23 protein-coding genes are annotated in these 22150 nt (G+C 61.5%); 19 read left to right on the forward strand and 4 right to left on the reverse strand.

Translation table 11 applies throughout. From position 1 onward, the window contains the following. Positions 1 to 101: 101 nt before the first annotated feature. Positions 102 to 1403 carry a histidinol dehydrogenase gene (gene hisD, locus GGD57_RS24095; RefSeq protein ID WP_184472837.1) on the forward strand — a complete coding sequence of 434 codons (1302 nt, stop codon included), beginning with the start codon at positions 102 to 104 and terminating at the stop codon, positions 1401 to 1403. A gap of 88 nt (positions 1404 to 1491) precedes the next feature. Here hisD and GGD57_RS24100 read toward each other — a convergent pair whose 3' ends face one another. After that, complete coding sequence (locus tag GGD57_RS24100; protein WP_085736791.1) at positions 1492 to 2127, reverse strand: outer membrane protein; 636 nt, start codon at positions 2125 to 2127, stop codon at positions 1492 to 1494. Between the two features lie 365 nt (positions 2128 to 2492). Here GGD57_RS24100 and GGD57_RS24105 point away from each other — a divergent pair, with 365 nt between their 5' ends. The 5 genes from GGD57_RS24105 to GGD57_RS24125 all read left to right on the forward strand — a co-directional run bounded on the left by GGD57_RS24105 (position 2493) and on the right by GGD57_RS24125 (position 7065). Beyond that, on the forward strand, positions 2493 to 3260 hold the full coding sequence (locus GGD57_RS24105) for an SDR family oxidoreductase (RefSeq protein WP_184472749.1): 768 nt from the start codon (positions 2493 to 2495) through the stop codon (positions 3258 to 3260). Next, positions 3257 to 5299, forward strand: coding sequence for an excinuclease ABC subunit UvrC (gene uvrC, locus GGD57_RS24110; RefSeq protein ID WP_184472750.1), 2043 nt, complete (start codon positions 3257 to 3259; stop codon positions 5297 to 5299). The genes GGD57_RS24105 and uvrC overlap by 4 nt, the downstream gene beginning before the upstream one ends. Before the next feature lie 201 nt (positions 5300 to 5500). Continuing rightward, positions 5501 to 6091 (forward strand): CDP-diacylglycerol--glycerol-3-phosphate 3-phosphatidyltransferase, encoded by a 591-nt coding sequence (pgsA, locus tag GGD57_RS24115; protein WP_184472751.1) that lies wholly within the window; start codon positions 5501 to 5503, stop codon positions 6089 to 6091. Continuing rightward, positions 6088 to 6342: a molybdopterin converting factor subunit 1 gene (moaD, locus tag GGD57_RS24120; protein WP_025570203.1), complete on the forward strand. Its 255-nt coding sequence runs from the start codon at positions 6088 to 6090 to the stop codon at positions 6340 to 6342. Before pgsA ends, moaD begins: the two co-directional genes overlap by 4 nt. A 261-nt stretch (positions 6343 to 6603) precedes the next feature. Then, the gene (locus tag GGD57_RS24125; RefSeq protein WP_184472752.1) at positions 6604 to 7065 is read left to right on the forward strand and encodes a molybdenum cofactor biosynthesis protein MoaE; all 462 of its coding nucleotides are present in this window, start codon (positions 6604 to 6606) and stop codon (positions 7063 to 7065) included. A 1-nt stretch (position 7066) separates the two neighbouring features. Here the strand turns inward: GGD57_RS24125 and GGD57_RS24130 are convergent, their stop codons facing one another. Beyond that, positions 7067 to 7963, reverse strand: a complete 897-nt coding sequence (locus GGD57_RS24130; RefSeq protein WP_184472753.1) for a branched-chain amino acid ABC transporter permease — start codon at positions 7961 to 7963, stop codon at positions 7067 to 7069. Between the two features lie 65 nt (positions 7964 to 8028). Here GGD57_RS24130 and GGD57_RS24135 point away from each other — a divergent pair, with 65 nt between their 5' ends. Both GGD57_RS24135 and GGD57_RS24140 read left to right on the forward strand, forming a co-directional pair. Beyond that, entirely contained in the window at positions 8029 to 8574 is a 546-nt protein-coding gene (locus tag GGD57_RS24135) for a CGNR zinc finger domain-containing protein (RefSeq protein WP_184472754.1), read from the forward strand. After that, positions 8571 to 9074: a hypothetical protein gene (locus GGD57_RS24140; protein WP_184472755.1), complete on the forward strand. Its 504-nt coding sequence runs from the start codon at positions 8571 to 8573 to the stop codon at positions 9072 to 9074. Before GGD57_RS24135 ends, GGD57_RS24140 begins: the two co-directional genes overlap by 4 nt. A gap of 85 nt (positions 9075 to 9159) precedes the next feature. On the opposite strand, the gene ndk is transcribed toward GGD57_RS24140, so the two are convergent. Together ndk and GGD57_RS24150 are read right to left on the reverse strand one after the other, a co-directional pair. Next, positions 9160 to 9582, reverse strand: a complete 423-nt coding sequence (gene ndk, locus GGD57_RS24145; RefSeq protein WP_003574140.1) for a nucleoside-diphosphate kinase — start codon at positions 9580 to 9582, stop codon at positions 9160 to 9162. Between the two features lie 81 nt (positions 9583 to 9663). Further along, complete coding sequence (locus tag GGD57_RS24150) at positions 9664 to 10353, reverse strand: glutathione S-transferase family protein (RefSeq protein ID WP_184472756.1); 690 nt, start codon at positions 10351 to 10353, stop codon at positions 9664 to 9666. 137 nt (positions 10354 to 10490) lie between these two features. On the opposite strand from GGD57_RS24150, the gene GGD57_RS24155 reads away from it, so the two are divergent. The 11 genes from GGD57_RS24155 to GGD57_RS24205 all read left to right on the forward strand — a co-directional run bounded on the left by GGD57_RS24155 (position 10491) and on the right by GGD57_RS24205 (position 22032). After that, positions 10491 to 11000, forward strand: coding sequence for a DinB family protein (locus tag GGD57_RS24155; RefSeq protein WP_184472757.1), 510 nt, complete (start codon positions 10491 to 10493; stop codon positions 10998 to 11000). Between the two features lie 136 nt (positions 11001 to 11136). Next, a complete protein-coding gene (locus GGD57_RS24160; RefSeq protein ID WP_184472758.1) occupies positions 11137 to 12186 on the forward strand; it encodes a GGDEF domain-containing protein in 1050 nt (349 codons plus the stop codon). Between the two features lie 86 nt (positions 12187 to 12272). Beyond that, positions 12273 to 14156 (forward strand): ABC-F family ATP-binding cassette domain-containing protein, encoded by a 1884-nt coding sequence (locus GGD57_RS24165; protein WP_184472759.1) that lies wholly within the window; start codon positions 12273 to 12275, stop codon positions 14154 to 14156. A 186-nt stretch (positions 14157 to 14342) separates the two neighbouring features. Then, on the forward strand, positions 14343 to 15185 hold the full coding sequence (locus tag GGD57_RS24170) for a polysaccharide deacetylase family protein (protein ID WP_184472760.1): 843 nt from the start codon (positions 14343 to 14345) through the stop codon (positions 15183 to 15185). Between the two features lie 239 nt (positions 15186 to 15424). Next, complete coding sequence (locus tag GGD57_RS24175; protein ID WP_184472761.1) at positions 15425 to 16006, forward strand: TetR/AcrR family transcriptional regulator; 582 nt, start codon at positions 15425 to 15427, stop codon at positions 16004 to 16006. 161 nt (positions 16007 to 16167) lie between these two features. Then, the gene (locus GGD57_RS24180; protein WP_184472762.1) at positions 16168 to 16998 is read left to right on the forward strand and encodes a transporter substrate-binding domain-containing protein; all 831 of its coding nucleotides are present in this window, start codon (positions 16168 to 16170) and stop codon (positions 16996 to 16998) included. Between the two features lie 24 nt (positions 16999 to 17022). Further along, complete coding sequence (locus tag GGD57_RS24185; protein WP_184472763.1) at positions 17023 to 17769, forward strand: amino acid ABC transporter permease; 747 nt, start codon at positions 17023 to 17025, stop codon at positions 17767 to 17769. Further along, the gene (locus GGD57_RS24190) at positions 17766 to 18548 is read left to right on the forward strand and encodes an amino acid ABC transporter permease (RefSeq protein ID WP_184472764.1); all 783 of its coding nucleotides are present in this window, start codon (positions 17766 to 17768) and stop codon (positions 18546 to 18548) included. The genes GGD57_RS24185 and GGD57_RS24190 overlap by 4 nt, the downstream gene beginning before the upstream one ends. A 12-nt stretch (positions 18549 to 18560) precedes the next feature. Then, positions 18561 to 19346 carry an amino acid ABC transporter ATP-binding protein gene (locus GGD57_RS24195; protein ID WP_184472765.1) on the forward strand — a complete coding sequence of 262 codons (786 nt, stop codon included), beginning with the start codon at positions 18561 to 18563 and terminating at the stop codon, positions 19344 to 19346. 9 nt (positions 19347 to 19355) lie between these two features. Next, complete coding sequence (locus tag GGD57_RS24200) at positions 19356 to 20714, forward strand: MmgE/PrpD family protein (RefSeq protein WP_184472766.1); 1359 nt, start codon at positions 19356 to 19358, stop codon at positions 20712 to 20714. A 13-nt stretch (positions 20715 to 20727) separates the two neighbouring features. After that, positions 20728 to 22032, forward strand: coding sequence for an LLM class flavin-dependent oxidoreductase (locus GGD57_RS24205; RefSeq protein ID WP_184472767.1), 1305 nt, complete (start codon positions 20728 to 20730; stop codon positions 22030 to 22032). The last annotated feature ends 118 nt before the right edge of the window (positions 22033 to 22150 follow it).

Here is a 22150-nt window from a genome sequence, read left to right on the forward strand (position 1 = left end):
CTTTCCAACCGGTGAAAATACTGAACAGGCGCCTTCGAGGCAATTGTCGGAATGAGTTCCGTGCGGGATGCTCCCGCCACCACGCACAAAGGGAGACACTCATGACGTCGCGGCTTGATGCACTCAAGGGCAAATTCACCCAGATCAAGGCTCCGAAACGGGACGCCGTTAACGACACGGCGGCGATCGAAAAGACCGTCAAGGAAATCATCGCCAATGTTCGCGAGCGCGGCGATGCGGCCGTTCGGGAATATTCCGCCATGTTCGACAAAGCCGACGTTGCGAACTTCGAAGTGACCGAGGAAGAAAAAAAGAAAGCGATCGCCGAGCTCGATCCCCAGACGCGCGAAGATACCGAATTCGCCATCGCGAATGTTCGCCGCTTCGCCGAGGCCCAGCTTAAGACCATCCTCCCGCTTGAGATCGAAAGTCTCCCGGGGCTCCATCTTGGACACCGCGTCATCCCAATCGAAATCGTCGGCTGCTACGTGCCCGGCGGCCGTTATCCGCTTCTCTCCGCCCCAGTCATGACGATCGTTCCGGCCAAGGTCGCAGGCTGCGATCAGATCATCGCCTGCCTTCCGCCGAACGCACATCCGGCAATGATCGCGGGTTGCCATCTCGCAGGCGCGGACCGTATCTTCCGGATCGGCGGAGCCCAGGCGATCGCTGCTATGGCCTACGGCACCGAGACGATTCCCGGCGTCGACAAGATCGTCGGTCCCGGCAACGCCTTCGTCAACGAAGCCAAGCGTCAGGTATTCGGGCAGGTCGGCATCGACCAGCTTGCAGGCCCGAGCGAAATCTTCATCGTCGCCGACGAGACTGCCAACCCGGCCACCCTCGCGACCGACATGCTGGCGCAGGCCGAACATGACGTCCGCACCCGCGTTGGATTGGTCACCACAGAGCGCAAGCTCGCGGAGGAGACGATCAAGGAAGTTGAGAAGCAACTGGAAAGCTTGTCGACCGCTCCCGTCGCCAGCGTTGCCTGGAAGGACTACGGCGAAGTGACCCTGGTCGAAGACGAGGCGGCGATGATCGCCTACTCCGACTACATCGCGACCGAGCATCTCCAGGTCCACACCCGCGATCCGCAAGCAACCGCGAAGAAGCTGCGCAATTACGGCTCGATCTTTATCGGCGAGCTGGCCAGCGTGGTGTATTCCGACAAGTGCTGCGGAACCAACCACACCCTGCCGACGATGGCGGCCGGCCGCTACACCGGAGGCCTTTGGGTGGGATCCTACGTAAAAATCGCCACCCACCAATGGCTCGACGAGCGTGGTGTCGCCGCCGTCGCCCCGGCAGCCGTTCGCCAGAGCGCCACCGAACAGCTCGAAGGTCACCGCCGTGCCGCCGCCCTGCGTCTGAGCCCACAGCAGCTATCCGCGGCGGAATAAAAGCCCCGCGTTTCTTTCCCAAGGTGAGCAGACAGCAAAAAGCCGGGTGATGAACCCGGCTTCTGCATGTTCGGAATGCTCAATCGGCTTAGAACTTGACGCCGATACCGAGCTTGACGCTGTTCTCGTCGTAACCGCGCGAGAAGCTGCCGGAGTCGAGGTCGTAGTCCTTGCTCTGGTAGTCGGTGTAGCGATATTCCAGGCGCGTCGTGATGTTGTTGGTCACGAAGGCTTCGACGCCGGCGCCGACCGTATAACCATAGTTGGTCTTGCTTTCGTCGGAGGTGCCGTCGGAAACCTTGACGTCGCCAATGGCCAGACCAGCCGTGCCGTACAGCAGGAAGGGGTTCATGTCGTAGCCGACGCGGCCACGGACGGAGCCGTTCCAGCCATACTTGTTCTTGACGCCGCCCTGCGAAACGTCGTCGCCGCTGTAGCCGAGATCGGATTCAACGCCGTAAACGATCTGGCCCTGCTGCCAGTTGTAGCCGGTGAAGACCTGGCCGCCGAAACCATAGGTGTGGCGGTCGGAACCGAAGCTACCCATGTTGTAGGTGCCAGCGCCGCCGAGGTAGAAGCCTTCCCAGTTGCCAGCCGGCTTGACCGGAGCATCCTGAGCGACCGGTGCTTCCGGAATCTGGTCGACGGCATCGGCCGCCTGAGCTGCCGAGATGCCGGCAATTGCAAAAACGGAGGCCATGAGGCCAGCAATGAGTACACGCATACTTAGTCTCCTTTCAGTCCCGCACCGCTTTTCATCTGTCTATCAGTGAAGCATTGGCGGGATATTGCCAGATGTCCCTTCCGGATCGAGACTGAAATTGGAACTCAAATGCGGATTTGAAAGAGCCAAATTGTGATATCATTGTGGCAGCCGCATGGCTGAAATTCGATGTTGCTTTGACGCAACATACATTTCATTAACCTTACTGAAGGGTTAAACTTAAAATACTTATTTTATGAAATCGCATTCTCAAATAATACATAGAATATCTCACCCGCGGGCGCAACCGCAGCGGCCTATTTATATAATCTTCGCCCGCCCCTATATAGTCGTCAGACAGACTCGCGGGATCAGAAGGCAGGATTTTGAACCACAAAAGACTTCGCTCAGCCCTTGTAACCGGGGCCGCCAAAAGAATAGGCCGGGCAATCGCCGAAGACCTTGCTGCAAATGGCTTTTCCGTCGCGATCCACGCGAACGGCTCCATCGGCGAAGCCGAAGAGCTGGTGGCGGAATTGCGGCGAAAGGGATATCGGGCGGTCGCGCTTCAGGCCGACCTGACCGATATCGGCGAAACAGGCGCGCTGGTCAAAAGAGCGTCGGAAGCGCTCGGGCCGCTCGATCTGCTGGTCAATAATGCATCGGTCTTCCAGCATGATTCCGTCCGCAGTTTCAACGCCGGCACATGGGCGCTGCATTTCGACCTGCATGTGCGCGCGCCCTCGATCCTGGCTGCCGCCTTCGCCCAGCAGATGCCCGCCGACGCGGCGGGGCTGATCGTCAACATCATCGATCAGCGGGTCTGGGCACTCAGACCCAGCTTCTATTCCTATACACTCTCCAAGTCGGCGCTGTGGACGGCGACACAGACGCTTGCCCAGGCATTGGCGCCGGGCATCCGCGTCAATGCCATCGGCCCCGGTCCCGCGATGCCGAGCGAGCGGCAGGCGCAGGAGGACTTCCAAGCGCAGGTCTCAGCCCTTATCCTGCAGCGAGGGCCGGCGCTGGAGGAATTCGGACAAACGATTCGCTTCCTTTACGACACGCCCTCGATCACCGGCCAGATGATTGCCCTCGACGGCGGCCAGCACCTCGCCTGGCAGACGCCCGATGTGGCGGAGATTACGGAATGAACGGACGAAAGCTGCCGGATGGCGGCGTTCTCTACGACGATACGGATGAGAGCGAAGACGATATCGAGGTGGAAGGCGACGTTTCCGCCGCTGCCCCGCTTGCGACCACGGTCGACTGGAACGCCGGCAGCCTCAACGAGACCGGGCTCGTCGGCGCCGAACTGATCGGCGAATTCGTCAAGCGGCTGCCGAACAGCCCCGGCGTCTACCGCATGTTCAATGCCGAGGGCGATGTGCTCTATGTCGGCAAGGCGCGCAGCCTGAAGAAGCGCGTCGGCAATTACGCCGTCGGCCGCGTGCATTCCAACCGCATCGCCCAGATGGTGCGCCAGACGGCGAACATGGAATTCGTGACGACGCGCACGGAAACCGAAGCGCTGCTCTTGGAAGCGAATCTGATCAAGCGCTTGCGGCCGCGCTTTAACGTGCTGCTGCGCGACGACAAGTCCTTTCCCTATATCCTGATCACCGGCGATCACCGGGCGCCTGCCATTTTCAAACATCGCGGCGCGCGGGCGCGAAAGGGCGACTATTTCGGCCCCTTCGCTTCGGCCGGCGCCGTCGGGCGCACGATCAATTCGCTGCAGCGCGCCTTCCTGATCCGCACCTGCACCGACAGCGTCTTCGAGACGCGCACACGCCCCTGCCTGCTCTACCAGATCAAGCGCTGTTCCGGCCCGTGCACCCACGAGGTCAGCGACGCTGGTTACGGCGAACTGGTGCAGGAGGCGAAGGACTTCCTGTCCGGCAAGAGCCAGAAGGTGAAGTCGCATATGGCCGAAGCGATGAACCAGGCGGCCGAGGACCTCGACTTCGAGCGGGCCGCGGTCTATCGTGATCGCCTGGCAGCACTCTCGCATGTGCAGAGCCACCAGGGCATCAACCCTGCCGGCGTCGAGGAAGCCGACGTTTTCGCCATCCACCATGAGGGCGGCGTCTCCTGCATCCAGGTGTTCTTCTTCCGCACCGGACAGAACTGGGGCAACCGCGCCTATTTTCCCAAGGCCGACCCGCAACTATCAGGCGCCGAAGTGCTGAACGCCTTCCTCGCGCAGTTCTACGACGACAAGCCGGTGCCGAAGCAGATCATGCTGTCGGAAACGATCGAAGAGATGGAACTGCTCGCCGCCGCGCTCAGCGAAAAGGCCGGCCATAAGGTTTCCATCCTCGTGCCGCAGCGTGGCGAGAAGCGCGACCTGGTCGATCACGTCGTCGGCAATGCGCGCGAGGCGCATGGGCGAAAGCTTGCCGAGACGGCGTCGCAATCGCGGCTGCTCGAGGGTTTCAAGGACACGTTCGGGCTTACCTATGCGCCGCAGCGCATCGAGATCTACGACAACTCGCACATCATGGGCACCAATGCCGTCGGCGGCATGGTGGTGGCGGGGCCGGAAGGCTTCGTGAAGAACCAGTACCGCAAGTTCAACATCAAATCGACCGACATCACCCCCGGCGACGACTTCGGGATGATGAAGGAGGTGATGACACGGCGGTTCTCGCGGCTGATCAAGGAGGAAGGCATTCCCGACCGGACGGCGCAGGCAGCCGCTGCCGATGCCGCCGACATGCCCTTCCCGGCCTGGCCGGATGTGATCCTCATCGACGGCGGCCAGGGGCAGATGACGGCGGTGCGCGGAATTCTCGCCGAACTCGGCATCACCGACAGCGTGACGGCGATCGGCATTGCCAAGGGCGTCGACCGCGATGCCGGGCGCGAGCGCTTCTTTCCGCCGGGACGCGAGAGTTTCACGCTGCCGCCGCGCGATCCGGTGCTCTATTTCATTCAGCGCATGCGTGACGAGGCGCATCGTTTCGCCATCGGCTCGCACCGGGCGCGGCGCAAGAAGGAGATGGTCAAGAACCCGCTCGACGAGATCGGCGGCATCGGGCCATCCCGCAAACGGGCGCTGCTCCAGCATTTCGGCACGGCGAAGGCGGTTTCGCGCGCTGCCCTTTCCGACCTGATGACGGTCGAAGGCATATCGGAAGCCGTCGCCAGGCAGGTCTACAACCATTTTCACGACGACGCCGCGAAATAACCGGCGTCCGTCGCAAATTCCACGCAAAGGCAGTGAAAAGACAGAAAGAATGTTGACGGTGCGCGGTCAAAGCCGTCATCTACCGCATCGGCCCGAAAATCGGAATCGATATCAGGAAAGCACGATGCGTCGGTTCAAAGTGTTACAGCGTCCTGAAAGACGCGCGGCGCTGTAGCGGCGCATCAAGTCAGAGAAACGATCATGGCATCGCGTGCGTACAGCATTCCCAATCTTTTGACCTACGGCCGCATCCTCGCCGTACCGCTGATCGTTCTCTGCTTCTTCATCGAGGGCAGGCTGTCGATCAGCAACACGGCTCGCTGGGTGGCGCTGTGGATCTTCGTCATCGCCTCGATCACCGATTTTCTCGACGGCTATCTCGCGCGCATCTGGAACCAGACCTCGAATATCGGCCGCATGCTCGATCCGATCGCCGATAAGCTGCTGGTTGCCTCGATCCTGCTGCTGGTCGCCGCCGACCAGACCATTGCCGGCTGGTCGATCTGGGCGGCGATCACCATTCTCTGCCGCGAGATCCTGGTGTCCGGCCTGCGTGAATATCTGGCGGCGCTGAAGGTCAGCGTGCCGGTGACGCGGATCGCCAAGTGGAAGACGACGCTGCAGCTGGTCGCCATCGCCTTCCTGCTCGCCGGCCCGGCCGGCGACGAGATTTTCCCCTATACGACCCAGGCCGGCATCGCGCTGCTGTGGATCGCCGCGCTGCTGACCATCTATACCGGCTATGATTATTTCCGCGCCGGGCTGAAACATATCGTGGATGACGAGGAATGACGCGGCTTGTCTATTTCGCATGGGTGCGCGAACGCATCGGCAAGGGCGAGGAGGAGATCGACCTCCCCTCCTCGGTCGTCACCGTCGCCGATCTGCTGAATCATTTGAAGACGCTGGGCGAAGAATATGAGACGGCACTTCAATATCCCGAGGTGATCCGCGTGGCGCTCGACATGGAGCATGTCGAGCATGACGAACCGATCGGCGCCGCGCGGGAGATCGGGATATTTCCGCCGATGACGGGGGGATAAGACGGTGACGGTGGTGCCGTGTCGCTACCCCCCTCTGTCCTGCCGGACATCTCCCCCACAAGGAGGGAGATTGGCTGGGAGCACGGACTTCCTCAAGCAATCAACGTCACAGCCCGGCAAAACTGTAGATGGGCACGATGGTGAAGCCGCTCGTGATCTCCCTCCTTGTGGGGGAGATGCCCGGCAGGGCAGAGGGGGGTTGGCACGGCACGCCCTCTCCATAGCCTCCCCGATGGCATCAAAGCAGTTGGGGATGTTATCATGACAGTCCCCCCCACCATCCGCGTCCAACGCGAAGACTTCGACCTGCAGGCCGAGGTCGACCTGCTCTCCAAGGGCAAAGCCGGCATCGGCGCCGTTGTGACCTTCTCCGGTCTCTGCCGCGATGAGGGCGGGACACTGGCAGCCCTCGAGCTCGAGCATTATCCCGGTATGGCCGAAGCCGAGATGACCCGCATCGGCGATCTCGCCATCGCCCGTTTCGGGCTGCTCGGCCTCACCGCCATTCACCGCTACGGCAAAATCGCCGTGGGCGAGAATATCGTGCTTGTCGTCGCAGCCGCGCCGCATCGGCAGGCGGCGTTCGACGGCGCCAATTTCGTCATGGATTTCCTGAAGACCGCAGCCCCCTTCTGGAAGAAGGAGCACGGCAAGGACGGTGCTACCGGCGACTGGGTCGCGGCGAAAGACGCCGACGATGCGGCGCGGGACAAGTGGAAATAAGTTAGAGAACAATTCGCTCCCTGCGGCTCATGACCAGGATCAGGACGAGCAGCGAGAAGATGACGAGATCGCGCCAGACGAAGGGGCCATAGGCGCCCCATAGGGTTTCGACGACGGCGAGGCCGGCGGCACCGCCTGCCGAGCGCAGCGGATCGGAATAACCGCCGACAGCGGCAATCAGCAGCACCTTCAACCCGAACATCAGGCCGGCGCCGAAATCCATCGAGCCGTAATAGAAGGTGGCGAGGATGCCGCAGATCGTGGCGACAAGGGCGGCGGCGGCATAAGCAACGAGGAAGACCCGGCTGGCGCTGGTGCCGCAGAGCTCGGCCGCCAGCGGATCGTCGGTGACCGCCCGCCAGACGCGGCCCCAGGCCGTGCGCCTGAGGATCAGCGTCCCGATCGCGACGATGGCTGCCATCAGCGCCGTGTCGATCAGCTGGATATGGGTGAGCGTCACCTTGAACGGACCGTCGCTCCAGAAGACCACCGTGCCGTTCAGAAACGGCGGCAGCCAGATGGCCCTTGTATCGGCGGCAAGCCTCGCGGTCTCCATCAGCACGATCATGATGCCGAGGGCGGCAACGATCACCGTATTCGGCGATTTGCTGGCGAGCGGCAGCATGATCGCGCGGCCGATCCATAGGCCGGCGGCCAGCGAATAGACGATCGCCGCACAAGCGCCGACGGCAAGGGCGGCCGGCAGCACCAGCCAGAACCTGACATAGGCAAGTTCGGTAAACAGCAGCAGGATCTGGCCGGAGAAAGCGAAGATCGCCCCATAGGTGATGTCGGCCCGCTTCGTCACGCCGAAGGCGACGGCATAACCGAAGGCGAGCGCGGCATAGAGGGCGGCAAGCGGAACCGCGTTTGCCAGCTGCTGCAGAAGATAGGCCATCCCGGACACTCCGCGTCGGGAAAATTATAACTGGTAAAACCTATTTCGCCAGTTATAATTTCATCATGAGCTTTTCTTGGACCCCTCACCGCTTTGCCGGTGGCGCACTGGCGCTCGATGTCGCCAACAGCGTCGTTCTGCGCGAGGATTCAGCGCGGCGGATCGACCGCTTCGCGATCGGGGAGCAGATGCGGGGCTTTCCGCAGGCGGCCGCAAAATTCTGCGCCGAACGCGCCCTCTTCGGCGATATCGCACCGGTCTCGGCGGAAAACGAGACGGATTTCATCGCGCTGCGGGAAGCAATCGACCTCTATTTCCGCAGGCGTATACTCAAGGGCAGCGATAACCAATTGCTGGCCGCGCTGCTGGAAGCGACGGCGAGAACGTTGCGCGACGCAAGTCCCGGCAGCCTGGCCACGGCCACCGCCCATTCGGTGCTGCGGCTGATCGCCATGCCCGATCCTGAGCGCATGAAGATCTGCGGCAATTGCGGCTGGCTGTTCATCGACCGCAGCAAGAACAGGAGCCGCGCCTGGTGCGACATGGCGGTCTGCGGCAACCGCGCCAAGGCGAACCGGCACTACCGCCGTAAGAAGGAGGAGACGCCATGAGAAAACATCTGATCGTCACAGCGGTTGCGACAAGCCTTCTGCTTTCCGCATGCCAGCGCCAGGCCGAAAATCTTGTCGAAGTGACCGGCCATCTCTTCGTCTTCAACTATCGCGTCGCGAGCGCCACCTATCTGCTGACGCTGAAGAAGACGGGGCCGATCCCCGACGGCTCTCTGATCATCGCCGAATTCGAAAATCCGCAAGGCGGCGATCCGCTGGTGCTGAACCAGAAAATCTATCCAATCGATGACAAGATCGCGCTGCAGAGCGAAAACCTGCACTGCGTACGCAAGGACCGTCCCTATTCAGTCAGTGTCCGACTGGTCGACAAGGACGGCAAGGTGCTGCAGGAATTGAAGACCGAGTTCCGCTCCGACCTCGACCAGACAGTGCTGCCGAGCAAGCCGCTCGTCGTCGGCGCGCTCTATGACAAGAATCCTGAGGTCTTCAAACCTGACGGCAGCGTCGATTTCTCGAACACCGACAAGTGCCCGGCATAGATGGCGGGCATAGAAAAAGCCGGAGCGAGGCCCCGGCTTTCGAGAGTCAATTCAAGGCATTGCGAGGCAATGCCGAAGCGTGGCTTCAGCCGACGACTTCGGTGTCGGAGAACCAGTACTTGATTTCCTGGGCAGCCGTTTCCGGAGCATCCGAGCCGTGAACGGAATTTTCGCCGATCGACAGAGCGTGAACCTTGCGGATCGTGCCTTCGTCAGCGTTTGCCGGGTTGGTCGCGCCCATGATTTCGCGGTTCTTGAGGATCGCGCCTTCGCCTTCCAGCACCTGAACGACGGTCGGGCCGGAGGTCATGCCTTCGACGAGTTCGCCGAAGAAGGGACGGTCCTTGTGAACGGCGTAAAAGCCTTCGGCTTCGCGGCGGCTCATCCAGACGCGCTTGGAAGCGACGACGCGCAGACCGGCATCTTCGAGCATCTTGGTGATGGCGCCCGTCAGGTTGCGCTTGGTTGCGTCAGGCTTGATCATCGAGAAGGTGCGTTCAATCGCCATAGTCAAATCCTCTGGTTTCTCGGGGAAAGTGGGCGGTCTTTATCCGCCCCGACGCCCGAAAACAAGAGGTCGGCGGCAATTTCACGCCGCTGTCACAGTCCGGCCGCGGCTTTCGTGGAGATCGAGGCAGCGTTCGAACCAGCCGATGACCGGATCATCGGCGGCCAGCATGGCCAGACCGGCACAGACACGCAGCCATTGCAGCGCGCCGAAGACGATATAGTCGGCAAAGAGCGGCGCCTGACCGCCGATGAAGGGTTGAAACTTCAGCATATGCCGCAACGGCTCCAGCTTGGCGGCGAAGGCGGCCCTCTCCGCTTCGCTGTCGGCGGCAATCACTTCCAGCGGCTTGCCGAGCCTCACCTCACGGCTTTCGCGGAAATAGGCCTTGTCTCCCTCGTCGAGGTTCGCATGGATGTCGAGAAGGGCGATGCGGGTGATGGCCGGATGGATGATCATCTGCGAATAGCCTTCGACCATGCGCGACAGCGCCTTGCCGCCCTCGCCATCGAACAGCGACGGCCGCTCCGGATAGGTCTCCTCCAGGTAGAGGGCGATGTCGAAACTGTCGGGGATCAATCGGCCGTTGTCGTCGAGAACGGGCACCGTCGACGAGACGCCGCCGCCGATCGCCCGGATGCGGGCATAGGTCGTCGGAACCTCCTCGAAATCGAGCCCCTTATGCGCCAGCGCCATCACCGCCTTCCAGCAATGGGGCGAGAAGAAGTGCCGTTGGTCGGCGCCGCAGAGGGAATAGAGGGCTCTGGTCATGACAGTCCTTTCGAGATCGAAGCTGCATCCATTCGACGACAGAAAACGCCCGTGATCAAATCAGGAAATTTCATGGGCGCATCACCGCGATTTGCGCGAGAAACGGGTTAGACTGGAGCGACGACCAGGGGAACCAGATGCTCAGACATTACAGGATGTTCGCCGCCTACAACCGCTGGGCCAACGCCCAAGTCTATGCGGCTGCGGCCGAACTCAGCGATGCGGAATTCCGCAGCGACCGCGGCGCCTTCTTCGGCTCGCTGCATCGCACGCTCAATCATCTGCTCGTCGCCGACCGGATCTGGATGAAACGCTTCACCGGCACCGGCGAAGCGCCGGCGACACTCGATGCCGTGCTCTTCGAAGAGCTGGATGCGCTTGCCGCCGCGCGCCAGGCCGAGGACGAACGGATCATTGCCTGGACGGGCACACTTGACGAGCCGACCCTGGCTGCCGACTTCACCTATGTGCCCGTGACGCAGCCGATCGAGATCACCCAGCCGCTGGCTCCCGCGCTCGCCCATCTCTTCAATCACCAGACCCATCATCGCGGCCAGTGCCACATGACGCTGACGGCGCTCGGCAAGCCGAGCCTCCAGCTGGACCTCATCTACTTCCTGCGCGGCGAGGGCCGCGAGTGGATGTGAGGCAACCCTCAAGACAGCATTAACCGCCTTTGCCGGTTTCGCCGCCAATACAGTGCTTCCCGCCCAGAGATTCAGCCTCTCTTAAAGCGTTGCAGGCATAGCGGATGAAAGGAAAGCCGGGCCGCGAGGGATCGTCATGCAGAATGCAAGCGCAAACGCATTGGTGCCGCGCAAGGCAGCACGCCCGTCGCCGACGACTGATATCCAGAGGATCGCCCAGCATATGGCGCGGCTGAACGTCGCCGCGCTGCCGCGCAACTACGAGCTCTTTCACGAGGCGATCATCGGACTCAATGCCGGGCTTGCGCAGGATATCGCCGCACTCGGACCTCAGCCGCAACAGGCGATGCTCGACGAACTCGGGCTGCAATACCGGCTCGTCGGCCATTGCGGACTGGCGGGCGAAACGTCGCGGAACGAGGCGAGCCGGATGCTGCGCGACGTTGCGGAGAGGCTTGCCGAAGGTCTCAAACACAGAGACGCCTTTGCGCGCGCCTGCGGTCAGATTCTGAAATCGGTCTCGAGCCACGAAGATCAGAGCCTTGCCGCCTTCACCAGCGAGGTCGACTATCTCTCCGCCTCGCTTGCCGCGGTACTTTCGGCGGAAATGGATATCGGCGCCAAGCTTCAGGAAGACATCAAGGCGCTGGAAGTGCTGGAACGCGGAATCTCGGCGATGCAATCGGCCACTGTTGCCGACAAAATCACCGGACTGGCGAACCGCATCGCCTTCAACCGGGTGATATCAGAGCTTTACGAACGCGAGGAAGGTGCGGCCGGCAACGCGCTGATCATGGTCGATATCGACAATTTCGCAGAGCTCAACGACAGGTACGGCACGCAGGCCGGTAACAAGCTTCTGAAGAAGCTCGCCGGCCTCTTCCGCAAATCGATCAAGAAGAACGACTTCGTCGCCCGCACGGAGGCCGACGAATTCGCCTTCCTGTTTTCCAATGTCGGCATGCAGGATGCGATGGCGATCGCCGAGCGCCTGCGTGCTTCCGTCGAGGACAATCTCGTCTTCGCGACATCCGACAAAGTCGCTCCCGGCGGGCTTACCATCTCGATTGGCGTGGCGCTGAGCGCCGACGCGGCATCTCCGGGACAGCTTCAGGCCAATGCACGCGTGGCGCTTTTCGCCGCGCAGTCGAACCCGCGCCAGCCGGTGCAGGCCTTCGGCCGCTAAAAGCGGACGAGAGGCCAACAAGCCGCCTTGCCGCGGACGAGCATGCGCTCTTGCCTTGGCGGGCACTTTCGGCCAAAACGCCGGCCATGATCACGATTACCGATATTTCCGCCCGTATCGCCGGGCGCCTGCTTCTCGACAATGCCAGCGTATCGCTGCCTTCGGGCACGAAGGCGGGGCTCGTCGGGCGCAACGGCGCCGGCAAGTCGACGCTGTTTCGCGTCATCACCGGCGATCTCGGTTCCGAGACCGGATCGGTGTCGATCCCGAAGGCCGCGCGCATCGGCCAGGTGGCCCAGGAAGCACCGGCAACCGAGGACGCGCTGATCGAGATCGTGCTTGCCGCCGACAAGGAGCGCACGGCGCTCGTCACTGAAGCGGAAACGGCGACCGACCCGCATCGCATCGCCGAAATCCAGATGCGTCTCGTCGATATCGACGCGCATTCGGCCGAAGCGCGCGCAGCGAGCATTCTTGCCGGCCTCGGCTTCGACCAGGCGGCGCAAGCCCGCCCCGCCTCCTCCTTCTCCGGTGGCTGGCGCATGCGCGTTGCCCTTGCCGCCGTGCTGTTTGCCGAGCCGGACCTGCTTCTGCTCGACGAGCCGACCAACTATCTCGACCTCGAAGGCACCTTGTGGCTGGAAGACTACATCCGCCGCTACCCGCACACCGTCATCATCATCAGCCATGATCGCGACCTGCTGAACAATGCGGTCAATTCGATCGTCCATCTCGACCAGAAGAAGCTGACCTTCTATCGCGGCGGCTACGACCAGTTCGAGCGGCAGAAGGCCGAGGCCGACGAGCTGCAGACCAAGGCCAAGGCCAAGAACGAGGCGGCGCGCAAACATCTGCAGAGCTTCATCGATCGCTTCAAGGCCAAGGCCTCCAAGGCGCGGCAGGCACAATCGCGCGTCAAGGCGCTCGAGCGCATGGGAACGGTCGCCGCAGTGATCGAAGACCACGTCACGCCGATCACCTTTCCCGAACCGGAAAAGCAGCCGGCTTCGCCGATCGTCGCCATCCAGAGCGGCGCCGTCGGCTACGAGCCCGGCAAGCCGATCCTGAAGAACCTCAACCTGCGCATCGACAATGACGACCGCATCGCCCTGCTCGGCTCGAACGGCAACGGCAAGTCGACCTTCGCCAAATTCATTTCCGGCCGGCTTGCGCCGGAAAGCGGCGAAGTGAAGCTGGCGCCGAGCCTGAAGATCGGCTTCTTCGCGCAGCACCAGCTCGACGACCTCATTCCCGAGCAGTCGCCGGTCGAACATGTACGCCGCCTGATGCCCGGCGCGCCGGAGGCCAAGGTGCGCGCCCGCGTCGCGCAGATGGGGCTGGCAACCGAGAAGATGGCAACGGCCGCCAAGGATCTTTCAGGTGGCGAAAAGGCCCGCCTGCTGATGGGGCTCGCCGCCTTCAACGCGCCCAACCTGCTGATCCTCGACGAACCCACGAACCACCTCGACATCGACAGCCGCCGGGCGCTGATCGAGGCGCTGAACGACTATGAAGGTGCGGTCATCCTGATTTCGCATGACCGCCACCTGATCGAGGCGACGGTCGACCGGCTGTGGCTGGTCAATGGCGGCACGGTGACGACCTTCGAAGGCGACATGGACGAATACCGCGACCTGATCGTTACCTCAGGTAAAAAAAAAGAAGAAAAGCCGCAGCTGATTGAAGACGCGACGTCGAAGGCGGAACAGCGCAAGCTCAATGCCGAAAAGCGTGCTTCGCTGACGCCGCTCAAGAAAAAGATCAACGAAATCGAATCCTTGACGGCGAAGCTGGAGAAACAGATTCAGGCGCTTGATGCGGAACTTGGCGATCCCGCCCTTTATGAAAAGACGCCCGCCAAGGCCGCCGAGAAGGCAAAGCAGCGCGGCGAGGCTGCCGCAAAACTGGCGGCCGCCGAGGAAGACTGGCTGATGCTTTCGGCCGAATATGAAGAAGCCATGGCGGGATAGCCGAGGCCTTTAGAAAGTTAGAACATGATGTCGCCCGAACACCGCTTACACTTTTCGGCATCATGCTCTCGCAAAAGCGTGGCGAAGTGCCGCGCATCGACACAATTGCGACCACTATCAACCAATCGTTAACCATAATTCGAAAGGTTGTCTCAACATTCGTTACTGATTTGTTGAGCCCTTTCGATGTATCGCTTTTTCGTTCTTTCCTGCATGGCCCTCACGGCCGCCCTGTCCGCCTGCAGCACCACCAAACCCGCCCCGGACACCTCGATCAAAACCGCCTCGGTGATCGCGCCCGAGGGACGGAAACTTGCCTATGGCGGCGACGATGCGGCACCACGCATGACCGGCTGGCACCATCTGGCCGGGCGGACGCTGGAGGTTTCCTCGCTTGCCGATCTCAAGCTGCAGGACAAGGAAGTGATCCTGAGCTTCGACGACGGCCCGATCCCGGGCCGGACCGATAAGGTGCTGGCGATCCTCGACCGGTTCGGCGTCAAAGGCGCCTTCATGATGGTCGGCGAAATGGCCGAACTGCATCCGGCGCTCGCCCGCAAGGTCGCCGAGAACGGCAATACGATCGGAAGTCACACCTATGACCACGCCAACCTGAGTTCACTCGATTTCGACGCGGCGATGGCCGAGGTGATCAAGGGCGAATTGGCGGTGACCAAGGCGACGGGAACCGACGTCTCCTTCTTCCGCTTCCCCTATCTTGCCGAGAGCCACAGGCTGCGTGCCGCCATCGCCATGCGCGATATGGTGGTCATGGATGTCGATATCGACAGCAAGGACTATTTCACCACGACGCCGCTCTCCGTGACGCAGCGGACGATGGACCTGCTGCACAAGCGCGGCCGCGGCATCATCCTGATGCACGACATCCATAAACGTACGGCAACCATGCTGCCGACGCTGCTTTCGGATCTCGAAGCCGAGGGCTACAAGGTCGTGACATTGAAATTCAAGAAGGCGCAGTCGCCGAACAACGTCTTCGCCGCGGCCGATTTCGTGACGATCCGGTAGAGGTCAGCTTTTCACGGAAGCGCGGAACCGCTCCGACGTTTGTTTTAACGCACCTCCCGGCAAAAGCGCCAGAAGATTCAGATCTTGAGCTGTGTGTTGGTTGGGGCGATTGCCAGACATCCGCACATGCGGAAGATTTTTCAACGAATGCACCCATTTCGAAAAATAAAATCTATATAATCTATCATAACAGTGGTCTTCTTTGAGAAAGAACGTTCCTTCTCTCTCAATGGATCACCATGCTCCCGTCCATCCAGCTGTCGTTTCGCGCCAAAATACTCGATGCGATCAGCGATCTCTTCTATCGGCGCGGGACTTATCTGGTCGGCATCGACGAGATCGTCCGGGAACTGAAGATTGCCCGCGCCACCCTCTACCGTCACTTCGGCGGCAAGGAGGGCCTCGTCGTTGCCTATCTCAAGCAGCGGCACACGTCTGTGAGCGGTCAGATGGAGACGCTGATCTCGGGCAAAAGAGGTGCGGCTGCGATTCTCTCCATTTTCGACAGTCTGTCCGACAAGACACGCAACGAAGCCTTCCGGGGCTGCGCCTTCCTCATCGCGGTGACAGAAAATCCCGGCTCTAGTGCGATACGCGACGTGGCCTGCGAGCATAAGGCATTTCTTCGTGAACTCTTCGGCCGGCTCGTCCCGCTCGGCTTCGCCCACGACGACCTCAGTGAGCAGTTGCTCCTTCTCTACGAAGGCGCGCTTGCCGGATCGGTGCTGCGGCCCGAAGCAAGGCCCGCAGACGTCGCCCGAAAAACGGCCGCGGCTCTTCTCCAAGCCGGCGGCGTCAACGCGCCTGAAGGTGAGCCATGATCGACATTGCCGCCGAGGTCCGTCTCGTCGCCAGCTTTCTCGGGGCCGCCTGCTTCCCAAGTGGCGAATGCCGATGGCCCAAACACTCAGTTCAAAAGCCTCACATTGCTCGAGGTCATGAACTGATCCCTCTGCCTTTCCTTCCAAAACGGAGCTCAAACATGTCACGTAAAATTTTCCCGAAGGCGCTCCTCGCCACGTCGATTTCGTTGATGGCGGCAACGCATGCATTCGCGGACGCCACGCTTGATCGCATTAAAGCCCGCGGCACCCTCACCGTCGGCGTCATTCTGTCGGGCGCGCCGTTTGGCTATATCGATCCGGCGTCGCAGACGCAGAAAGGATACAATCTCGATATTGCCAAGGCACTCGCCGACGATCTCGGCGTCAAACTCGAAACGGTCACGGTCACTCCCCCGAACCGGGTGCAATTTCTCCAGCAGGGCAAGGTCGATATCCTGATTGCGAACATGCAATACACGGAGGATCGCGCCAAAGTGCTTGACTGGGTGCCGACGCCCTATGATCGCAGCGGCGGCGCCGCCGTCGGACGCAAGGACAGCGGGCTGAAGGACTGGGCCGATCTCAAGGGGAAACCGGTCTGCGTTTCGCAAGGCTCGAATTTCACGCAGCCGCTCATCGAGCAATATGGCGCCGAAGTGAAGGGCTTGCCGAGCCAGCCGGAGTCGCTGTTGGCGCTGCAGGGCGGCAACTGCGTCGCAGCCGTCCATGTCGGCGCAACCGTCGGCCTGCTGCTGGAGGACCGACCCGAGGAGTGGAAGGACTACACCATTCTCTTTCCGACCGAGCTTCTCCCTTCGGATTCCGTAATCTGGGTGCGAAAGGGCGAAAAGGACACGGCCGACACACTCGATAAATCGATCCGGCAGTTCCATACGTCAGGAAAGCTCCTGGAATTTGCGAAGGCGAACAGGCTCCGCAATACCGAATATCTGGAGCAGGAGCGCCAGACCTTATCGGCCAGCAAGTAAGACAGGCAGCACTGGCGGATCGACATGCAGGATACAAGCATGACCAGTCTGTTCGTCACTTTGACGAACAGACTCGGCCTAAACTACGAGTTCCTGGCAACGGGCTATGAGGCGCAGATATGGCGTGACGGTTTCATCACCACACTTTATCTGATCGCTCTCCTGATCCCCATAAGCCTGATTGGCGGGCTGCTGTTTGCCGCCGGCCTGACATCGGGCAGGCTATGGCTATCGGCGCCGGTGCGCGCTTTCGTGGAAATCACCCGAAACACGCCGACGCTGGTGCAGCTGATGTTCAGCTTCCTGGTGCTCAATACATTCATATCGAACCTGGTCGGCGGAGCGCAGAACAATCCGCTGACGCCATTCTTCTGGGTGGTGGCGGTGGTCGGATTGCATATCGCCGCCTTGCATGCCGAGGCGATCCGCGCGGGGATAGAAGCAGTGCCATCGGCCACGGTGGAAGCGGCGCGGGGTATCGGCTTCAGCAAGCTACAGATCCTTCGTTACGTCGAAGTTCCCCTGGCGCTCCGGGCCTCGTTGCCGGCAATCGTCAACAACCTCATCAATCTCGTGAAGTTGACGACGGTGGGCAATGCGATCGCGGTCAGCGAAATTACCTATGCCTCCATCATGGTGTGGACGCAGCGCGACAACGTGGTGTCGCTGATGATCGTTATCCTGCTGTTCTTCAGCATCATCAACCTGGCCGTTGCCCGCATCGGCCTTTGGGTGGAGCGCAAGCTCGCCGTTCCGGGGTATGGCCTATGACGACTGCTGTGTTTTCGGAGCAGCGCAAGAGCGGACGCCTGCTGCGCAATATCGGCTTTTTGGTACTGCCGCTCATCACCCTCCTCTGGTCATTGGCCGACCCGACACTGGGACGCGAACTGGCGACGTGGGCCCCCTATCTCGCCTCGGGTTTCATGATGAATGTGATCATCAGCCTCTGTGCGATAACGCTTGGAACGGCCGTCGGAGCTCTGTTCGGCATATTGCAACTGGCTCCCTACAAGCTGGTTCGTTACCCGGTGGTCGTCTATGTGCAGGTCTTCCGCAATGCACCGCATCTCGTGCTGATCTTCGCGACGACTTACATCTTTCCCTTCGAGATCGTGGTGGCCGGCAACTACCTGCCCTTCCCCGATTGGCTGAAGGCGGTGATCGGCCTTGCCATACCGGCCAGCGCCTATGTGGCCGAGATCACCCGCGGCGCCATCCTTTCCATTCCGACCACTCAATGGGAAGCGGCAAAGGGGCTCGGATTTTCGCGCAGCGAGGCGCTGCGCTGGATCATCCTGCCACAATGCCTGCGGCGCTCGCTGCCGCCGTGGATGAACATATTGGCTTCCATCACCATGGGTACGTCGCTTGCCTCGCTGGTCGGCGTCCATGAATTGTTGCATGCGGCAACGGATGCCAGCACCTCCGTGCGCCGCCTCGATTTCACGATCATCGCCTATATCGTGGTGATGGCCGCCTTCTTCACGCTTTGCTACCCGATCGCCCGCCTGACGCGACGCCTCGAGCGACGTTTCAACGCGGCATGAGGATTTGAGACGATGAACACAGAAAACGACGAACCGATCGTGCGACTGGACGACGTGCACCTGTCCTTCGGCCAGACCGAGGTGCTGAAGGGCATAAACCTGACCGTCCACAGGGGCAATGCGGTTTCCATCATCGGCCCGTCCGGCTCGGGAAAGTCGACGATCCTGCGCTGCATCAACGCATTGGTGACGCCGCAGCGCGGCCGCATCACGGTCGACGGCACCCGCGTCGATCAACTGGCGAGGGAAAACGAACGCATCGCGCTGCGCAAGCGCGTCGGCATCGTCTTCCAGCAATACAATCTTTTTCCCCACCTGACGGTGCTGGAGAATATCGTGCTGGCCCCAACCCGCATCCTCGGCGTCGAGCGGCGCGAGGCCGAAAAGCTGGCGCGCGAACTGCTCGACAAGGTGAGGCTGTCGGAAAAAGCCGGCGCCTATCCTGGCCAGCTTTCCGGCGGCCAGCAGCAGCGTGTTGCGATTGCCCGCGCGCTGGCGATGAAGCCGGAGCTGGTGCTGTTCGACGAAGTGACCTCGGCGCTGGACCCCGAGACGGTGGGCGAGGTGCTGTGGGTGATCCGCGACCTCATTCGCGACGGCATGACCAGCATTCTGGTGACCCACGAAATGCGCTTCGCCGAGGAGATCAGCGACACCGTCGTCTTCACCGAGAACGGACGCATCATCGACCACGGTTCGCCTGAGCAGATATTTCACACGTTCGACAATCCGCGCATCCGCCAATTCGTTGGCGGCCTGGCCGGCGGGCGCGGGCCGATGCGCGGTGAAGTTATCTAGGATTTCGTCATGACGACCACATTCGCACCCCTGACTTCGGCATTCGCCCGGGCAATCATCTCTTCGGACCCGTTGGAAGATCCTGCGGCTGTGGATGCTGCCCGCACGGCGATCATAGATTTTCTCGCCTGCGCGATCGCAGGCGCCAGGGACCGGACGACCGGCATTCTGGCCGATGCCATCGGCGCCCGTCTACCGGGCGAAGCGATCCTGCTCGGAAGCACCCGCCGGACCGATCCGCTGATCGCGGCAGTCGTCAACGGCCATGCCGGCCATGTCCTCGACTACGACGACGTGCATGCAAGCGTGCGCGGCCATCCGACGACGGTGATCATCCCGGCGCTGCTGGCATTCGCCGCAGAGCGCGAATTTTCCGCTGAAGCACTGGTCGCCTCCTATATCGTCGGTGTCGAAGCCATGGCCCGGCTTGGATTGTCGCTCGGCTCGAAACATTACGAAAATGGTTTCCACGCCACGGCAACGCTCGGCACGGTGGGCGCGGCCGCTGCCATCGCTCATCTGACACGCGCCTCGATCGACGAGACCGCCATCGCACTCGGCCTTGCCGCAACGCAATCGTCGGGCCTGCGGCTGCAGTTCGGCACGGACGCAAAACCCTTTCATGCCGGCATGGCGGCGAGATCCGGGCTCTTGTCGGCGCGATTGGCAGCGGCCGGCTTTGGCGGAGCACGCGATTTCATCGATAATCCCACCGGTTTCCATTCGGCCTATGCCTTCGGTGCGGAACACCCGTCAGCCCTAACCGAAAACTGGGGTTCGCCATGGCAGATCGTGGCGCCCGGACTGACGTTGAAGGCCTATCCCTGCTGCACCGCCAGCCATCCGGTCGCTTCTGTCGGTATTGGCCTCAACGAGGAGGGCCTTCGCCCTGAGGCAATCGAGCGCATCACTTTCACCTACCCGCCAGGAGCCGATGCGGCCTTGGTGGTGAGCAAGCCCAGCAATGGGATCGAGGCACGCTTCAGCCCTGAATACGTGTTTGCCGCCGCCCTGATCGACGGCGCTCTGCGCCTCGACCATTTCGACGAACAGCCTGTTGCGCCGCGGCTGATGGAACTTGCCCGCCGCGTCCACCGGCGCCATGACCACACGGCGCTGCGCATGTCGAGCGATCCCCGGACCCGCTTCGTCATCGTCGATATCCTGCTTCGCGACGGCAGCACGATCCAGCGCCGCTACGACGGTCTGCCGGGGCTGACCGATCCGGCCGAAAAGTTTTACGGCGCAACCGCACCCCATTCCGCCTTCGCGGATATCCCGTCACTCGTCCTAACAATGAGCAGCGCTACCGACCTTCGCCAATTGCTGACGCTGCTCAACCAGGATGTCGCCCCAAACCTCGTTTGACGAAGGATTTTCCATGACCCGCAAAAGAGAAATCCACCTGGGCCTGTTCCTGCAGGGAGCCGGCCACCATGTATCCGGCTGGCGCCACCCTCACGCCGAGGCGGGAAGCGAGAATTTCGACTTGCTGAGGCGCGTTTGCCAGATCGCCGAAGCGGCCAAATTCGACATGATCTTTTTGGCCGACGGATTGACCAGCGGCGTCGATGCGCACCCCTCGACGATCGCGCGTTTCGAACCTCTGACCTTGCTTTCCGCGCTGGCTGTGGTGACTGGCAAGATCGGTCTGGCGGCAACCGCATCCACGACCTATGGCGAACCCTATCACACCGCTCGCGCCTTCGCCTCGATCGACCATCTGAGCCACGGCCGCGCCGCCTGGAACGTGGTCACGACATCCTATGCCCGCACGGCGAACAATTTCTCGAAGGCGCATCCCGAGCATGACGAACGTTACGCCGTGGCCGAGGAATTCGTCGACGTGGTGCGTGGTCTCTGGGACAGCTGGGACGACGACGCATTCATCAAGAACAAGCAGAGCGGCGTTTATGCCGACCCCGCCAAGCTCCATGTGCTCGACCACACGGGCAAGTATTTCTCGGTCAAGGGACCGCTGAACATCCCGCGTGCGCCGCAGGGTCATCCGATCCTGATCCAGGCCGGTTCGTCCGGCCCTGGCCAGGATCTGGCCGCCCGCACCGCCGACGTGGTGTTCACCGCGCAGCAGAGTCTCGATGAGGCGCAGGCCTTCTACAGAAGTGTCAAGGAACGTGCCGTCGGCTTCGGGCGCCAGCCGGACGACCTCGCCGTGATGCCCGGCTTTCTGCCGGTGATCGGCCGTACGTCCAAGGAAGCCGCGGACAAGCTTGCAGAGCTCGACAGGTGGACGGATATCAAAAGCGCGATGCCGCTTCTGGAAGAGCGCATCGGCCACAGCCTTGCCGATTACGACCTCGACGGCCCTCTGCCAGACCTTCCGATCTCCGACCAGTTGCGCAGCCGCGCCGAATTGCTGACCGCGCTTGCAAGGCGCGAGAACCTGACCATCCGCCAGCTGGCGCTGCGCGTTGCCGCCGGCCGCGGCCACCATATCGTGCTTGGCACACCAACCGAGATCGCCGACCGGATGCAGCAATGGTTCGAAAGCCGCGCCGCCGACGGCTTCAACGTCATGCCACCGTTTTTTCCCGAAGGGCTGGAAGACTTCACGCAGATGGTCGTGCCGATCCTCCAAGAGCGCGGCCTGTTCCGCACCGAGTACGGTGGCTCGACCCTGCGCGAACATCTAGGCCTGGCGCGGCCGGCATTATCTTCGTCGTAATCGTACGAAATGTTGACCATAGCGCCATACGTCTTCCAGATGTCCAAAGGACGCTGCGAGAGTTGAATCTACGCATCAGCCCGAAATCGATTTCGATTTTCGGGCTGATGCAGCAAGA

The organism is Rhizobium esperanzae, assembly GCF_014197615.1.
GTDB lineage: Bacteria > Pseudomonadota > Alphaproteobacteria > Rhizobiales > Rhizobiaceae > Rhizobium > Rhizobium esperanzae_A.

Bases quoted from the DNA above. Each gene is read 5' to 3' on its own strand.
- hisD (WP_184472837.1), top strand. From the start codon at position 102: ATGACGTCGCGGCTTGATGCACTCAAGGGCAAATTCACCCAGATCAAG.
- GGD57_RS24100 (WP_085736791.1), bottom strand. From the start codon at position 2,127: ATGCGTGTACTCATTGCTGGCCTCATGGCCTCCGTTTTTGCAATTGCC.
- uvrC (WP_184472750.1), top strand. From the start codon at position 3,257: ATGAACGGACGAAAGCTGCCGGATGGCGGCGTTCTCTACGACGATACG.
- pgsA (WP_184472751.1), top strand. From the start codon at position 5,501: ATGGCATCGCGTGCGTACAGCATTCCCAATCTTTTGACCTACGGCCGC.
- moaD (WP_025570203.1), top strand. From the start codon at position 6,088: ATGACGCGGCTTGTCTATTTCGCATGGGTGCGCGAACGCATCGGCAAG.
- GGD57_RS24125 (WP_184472752.1), top strand. From the start codon at position 6,604: ATGACAGTCCCCCCCACCATCCGCGTCCAACGCGAAGACTTCGACCTG.
- GGD57_RS24130 (WP_184472753.1), bottom strand. From the start codon at position 7,963: ATGGCCTATCTTCTGCAGCAGCTGGCAAACGCGGTTCCGCTTGCCGCC.
- GGD57_RS24135 (WP_184472754.1), top strand. From the start codon at position 8,029: ATGAGCTTTTCTTGGACCCCTCACCGCTTTGCCGGTGGCGCACTGGCG.
- GGD57_RS24140 (WP_184472755.1), top strand. From the start codon at position 8,571: ATGAGAAAACATCTGATCGTCACAGCGGTTGCGACAAGCCTTCTGCTT.
- ndk (WP_003574140.1), bottom strand. From the start codon at position 9,582: ATGGCGATTGAACGCACCTTCTCGATGATCAAGCCTGACGCAACCAAG.
- GGD57_RS24150 (WP_184472756.1), bottom strand. From the start codon at position 10,353: ATGACCAGAGCCCTCTATTCCCTCTGCGGCGCCGACCAACGGCACTTC.
- GGD57_RS24155 (WP_184472757.1), top strand. From the start codon at position 10,491: ATGCTCAGACATTACAGGATGTTCGCCGCCTACAACCGCTGGGCCAAC.
- GGD57_RS24160 (WP_184472758.1), top strand. From the start codon at position 11,137: ATGCAGAATGCAAGCGCAAACGCATTGGTGCCGCGCAAGGCAGCACGC.
- GGD57_RS24165 (WP_184472759.1), top strand. From the start codon at position 12,273: ATGATCACGATTACCGATATTTCCGCCCGTATCGCCGGGCGCCTGCTT.
- GGD57_RS24170 (WP_184472760.1), top strand. From the start codon at position 14,343: ATGTATCGCTTTTTCGTTCTTTCCTGCATGGCCCTCACGGCCGCCCTG.
- GGD57_RS24175 (WP_184472761.1), top strand. From the start codon at position 15,425: ATGCTCCCGTCCATCCAGCTGTCGTTTCGCGCCAAAATACTCGATGCG.
- GGD57_RS24180 (WP_184472762.1), top strand. From the start codon at position 16,168: ATGTCACGTAAAATTTTCCCGAAGGCGCTCCTCGCCACGTCGATTTCG.
- GGD57_RS24185 (WP_184472763.1), top strand. From the start codon at position 17,023: ATGCAGGATACAAGCATGACCAGTCTGTTCGTCACTTTGACGAACAGA.
- GGD57_RS24190 (WP_184472764.1), top strand. From the start codon at position 17,766: ATGACGACTGCTGTGTTTTCGGAGCAGCGCAAGAGCGGACGCCTGCTG.
- GGD57_RS24195 (WP_184472765.1), top strand. From the start codon at position 18,561: ATGAACACAGAAAACGACGAACCGATCGTGCGACTGGACGACGTGCAC.
- GGD57_RS24200 (WP_184472766.1), top strand. From the start codon at position 19,356: ATGACGACCACATTCGCACCCCTGACTTCGGCATTCGCCCGGGCAATC.
- GGD57_RS24205 (WP_184472767.1), top strand. From the start codon at position 20,728: ATGACCCGCAAAAGAGAAATCCACCTGGGCCTGTTCCTGCAGGGAGCC.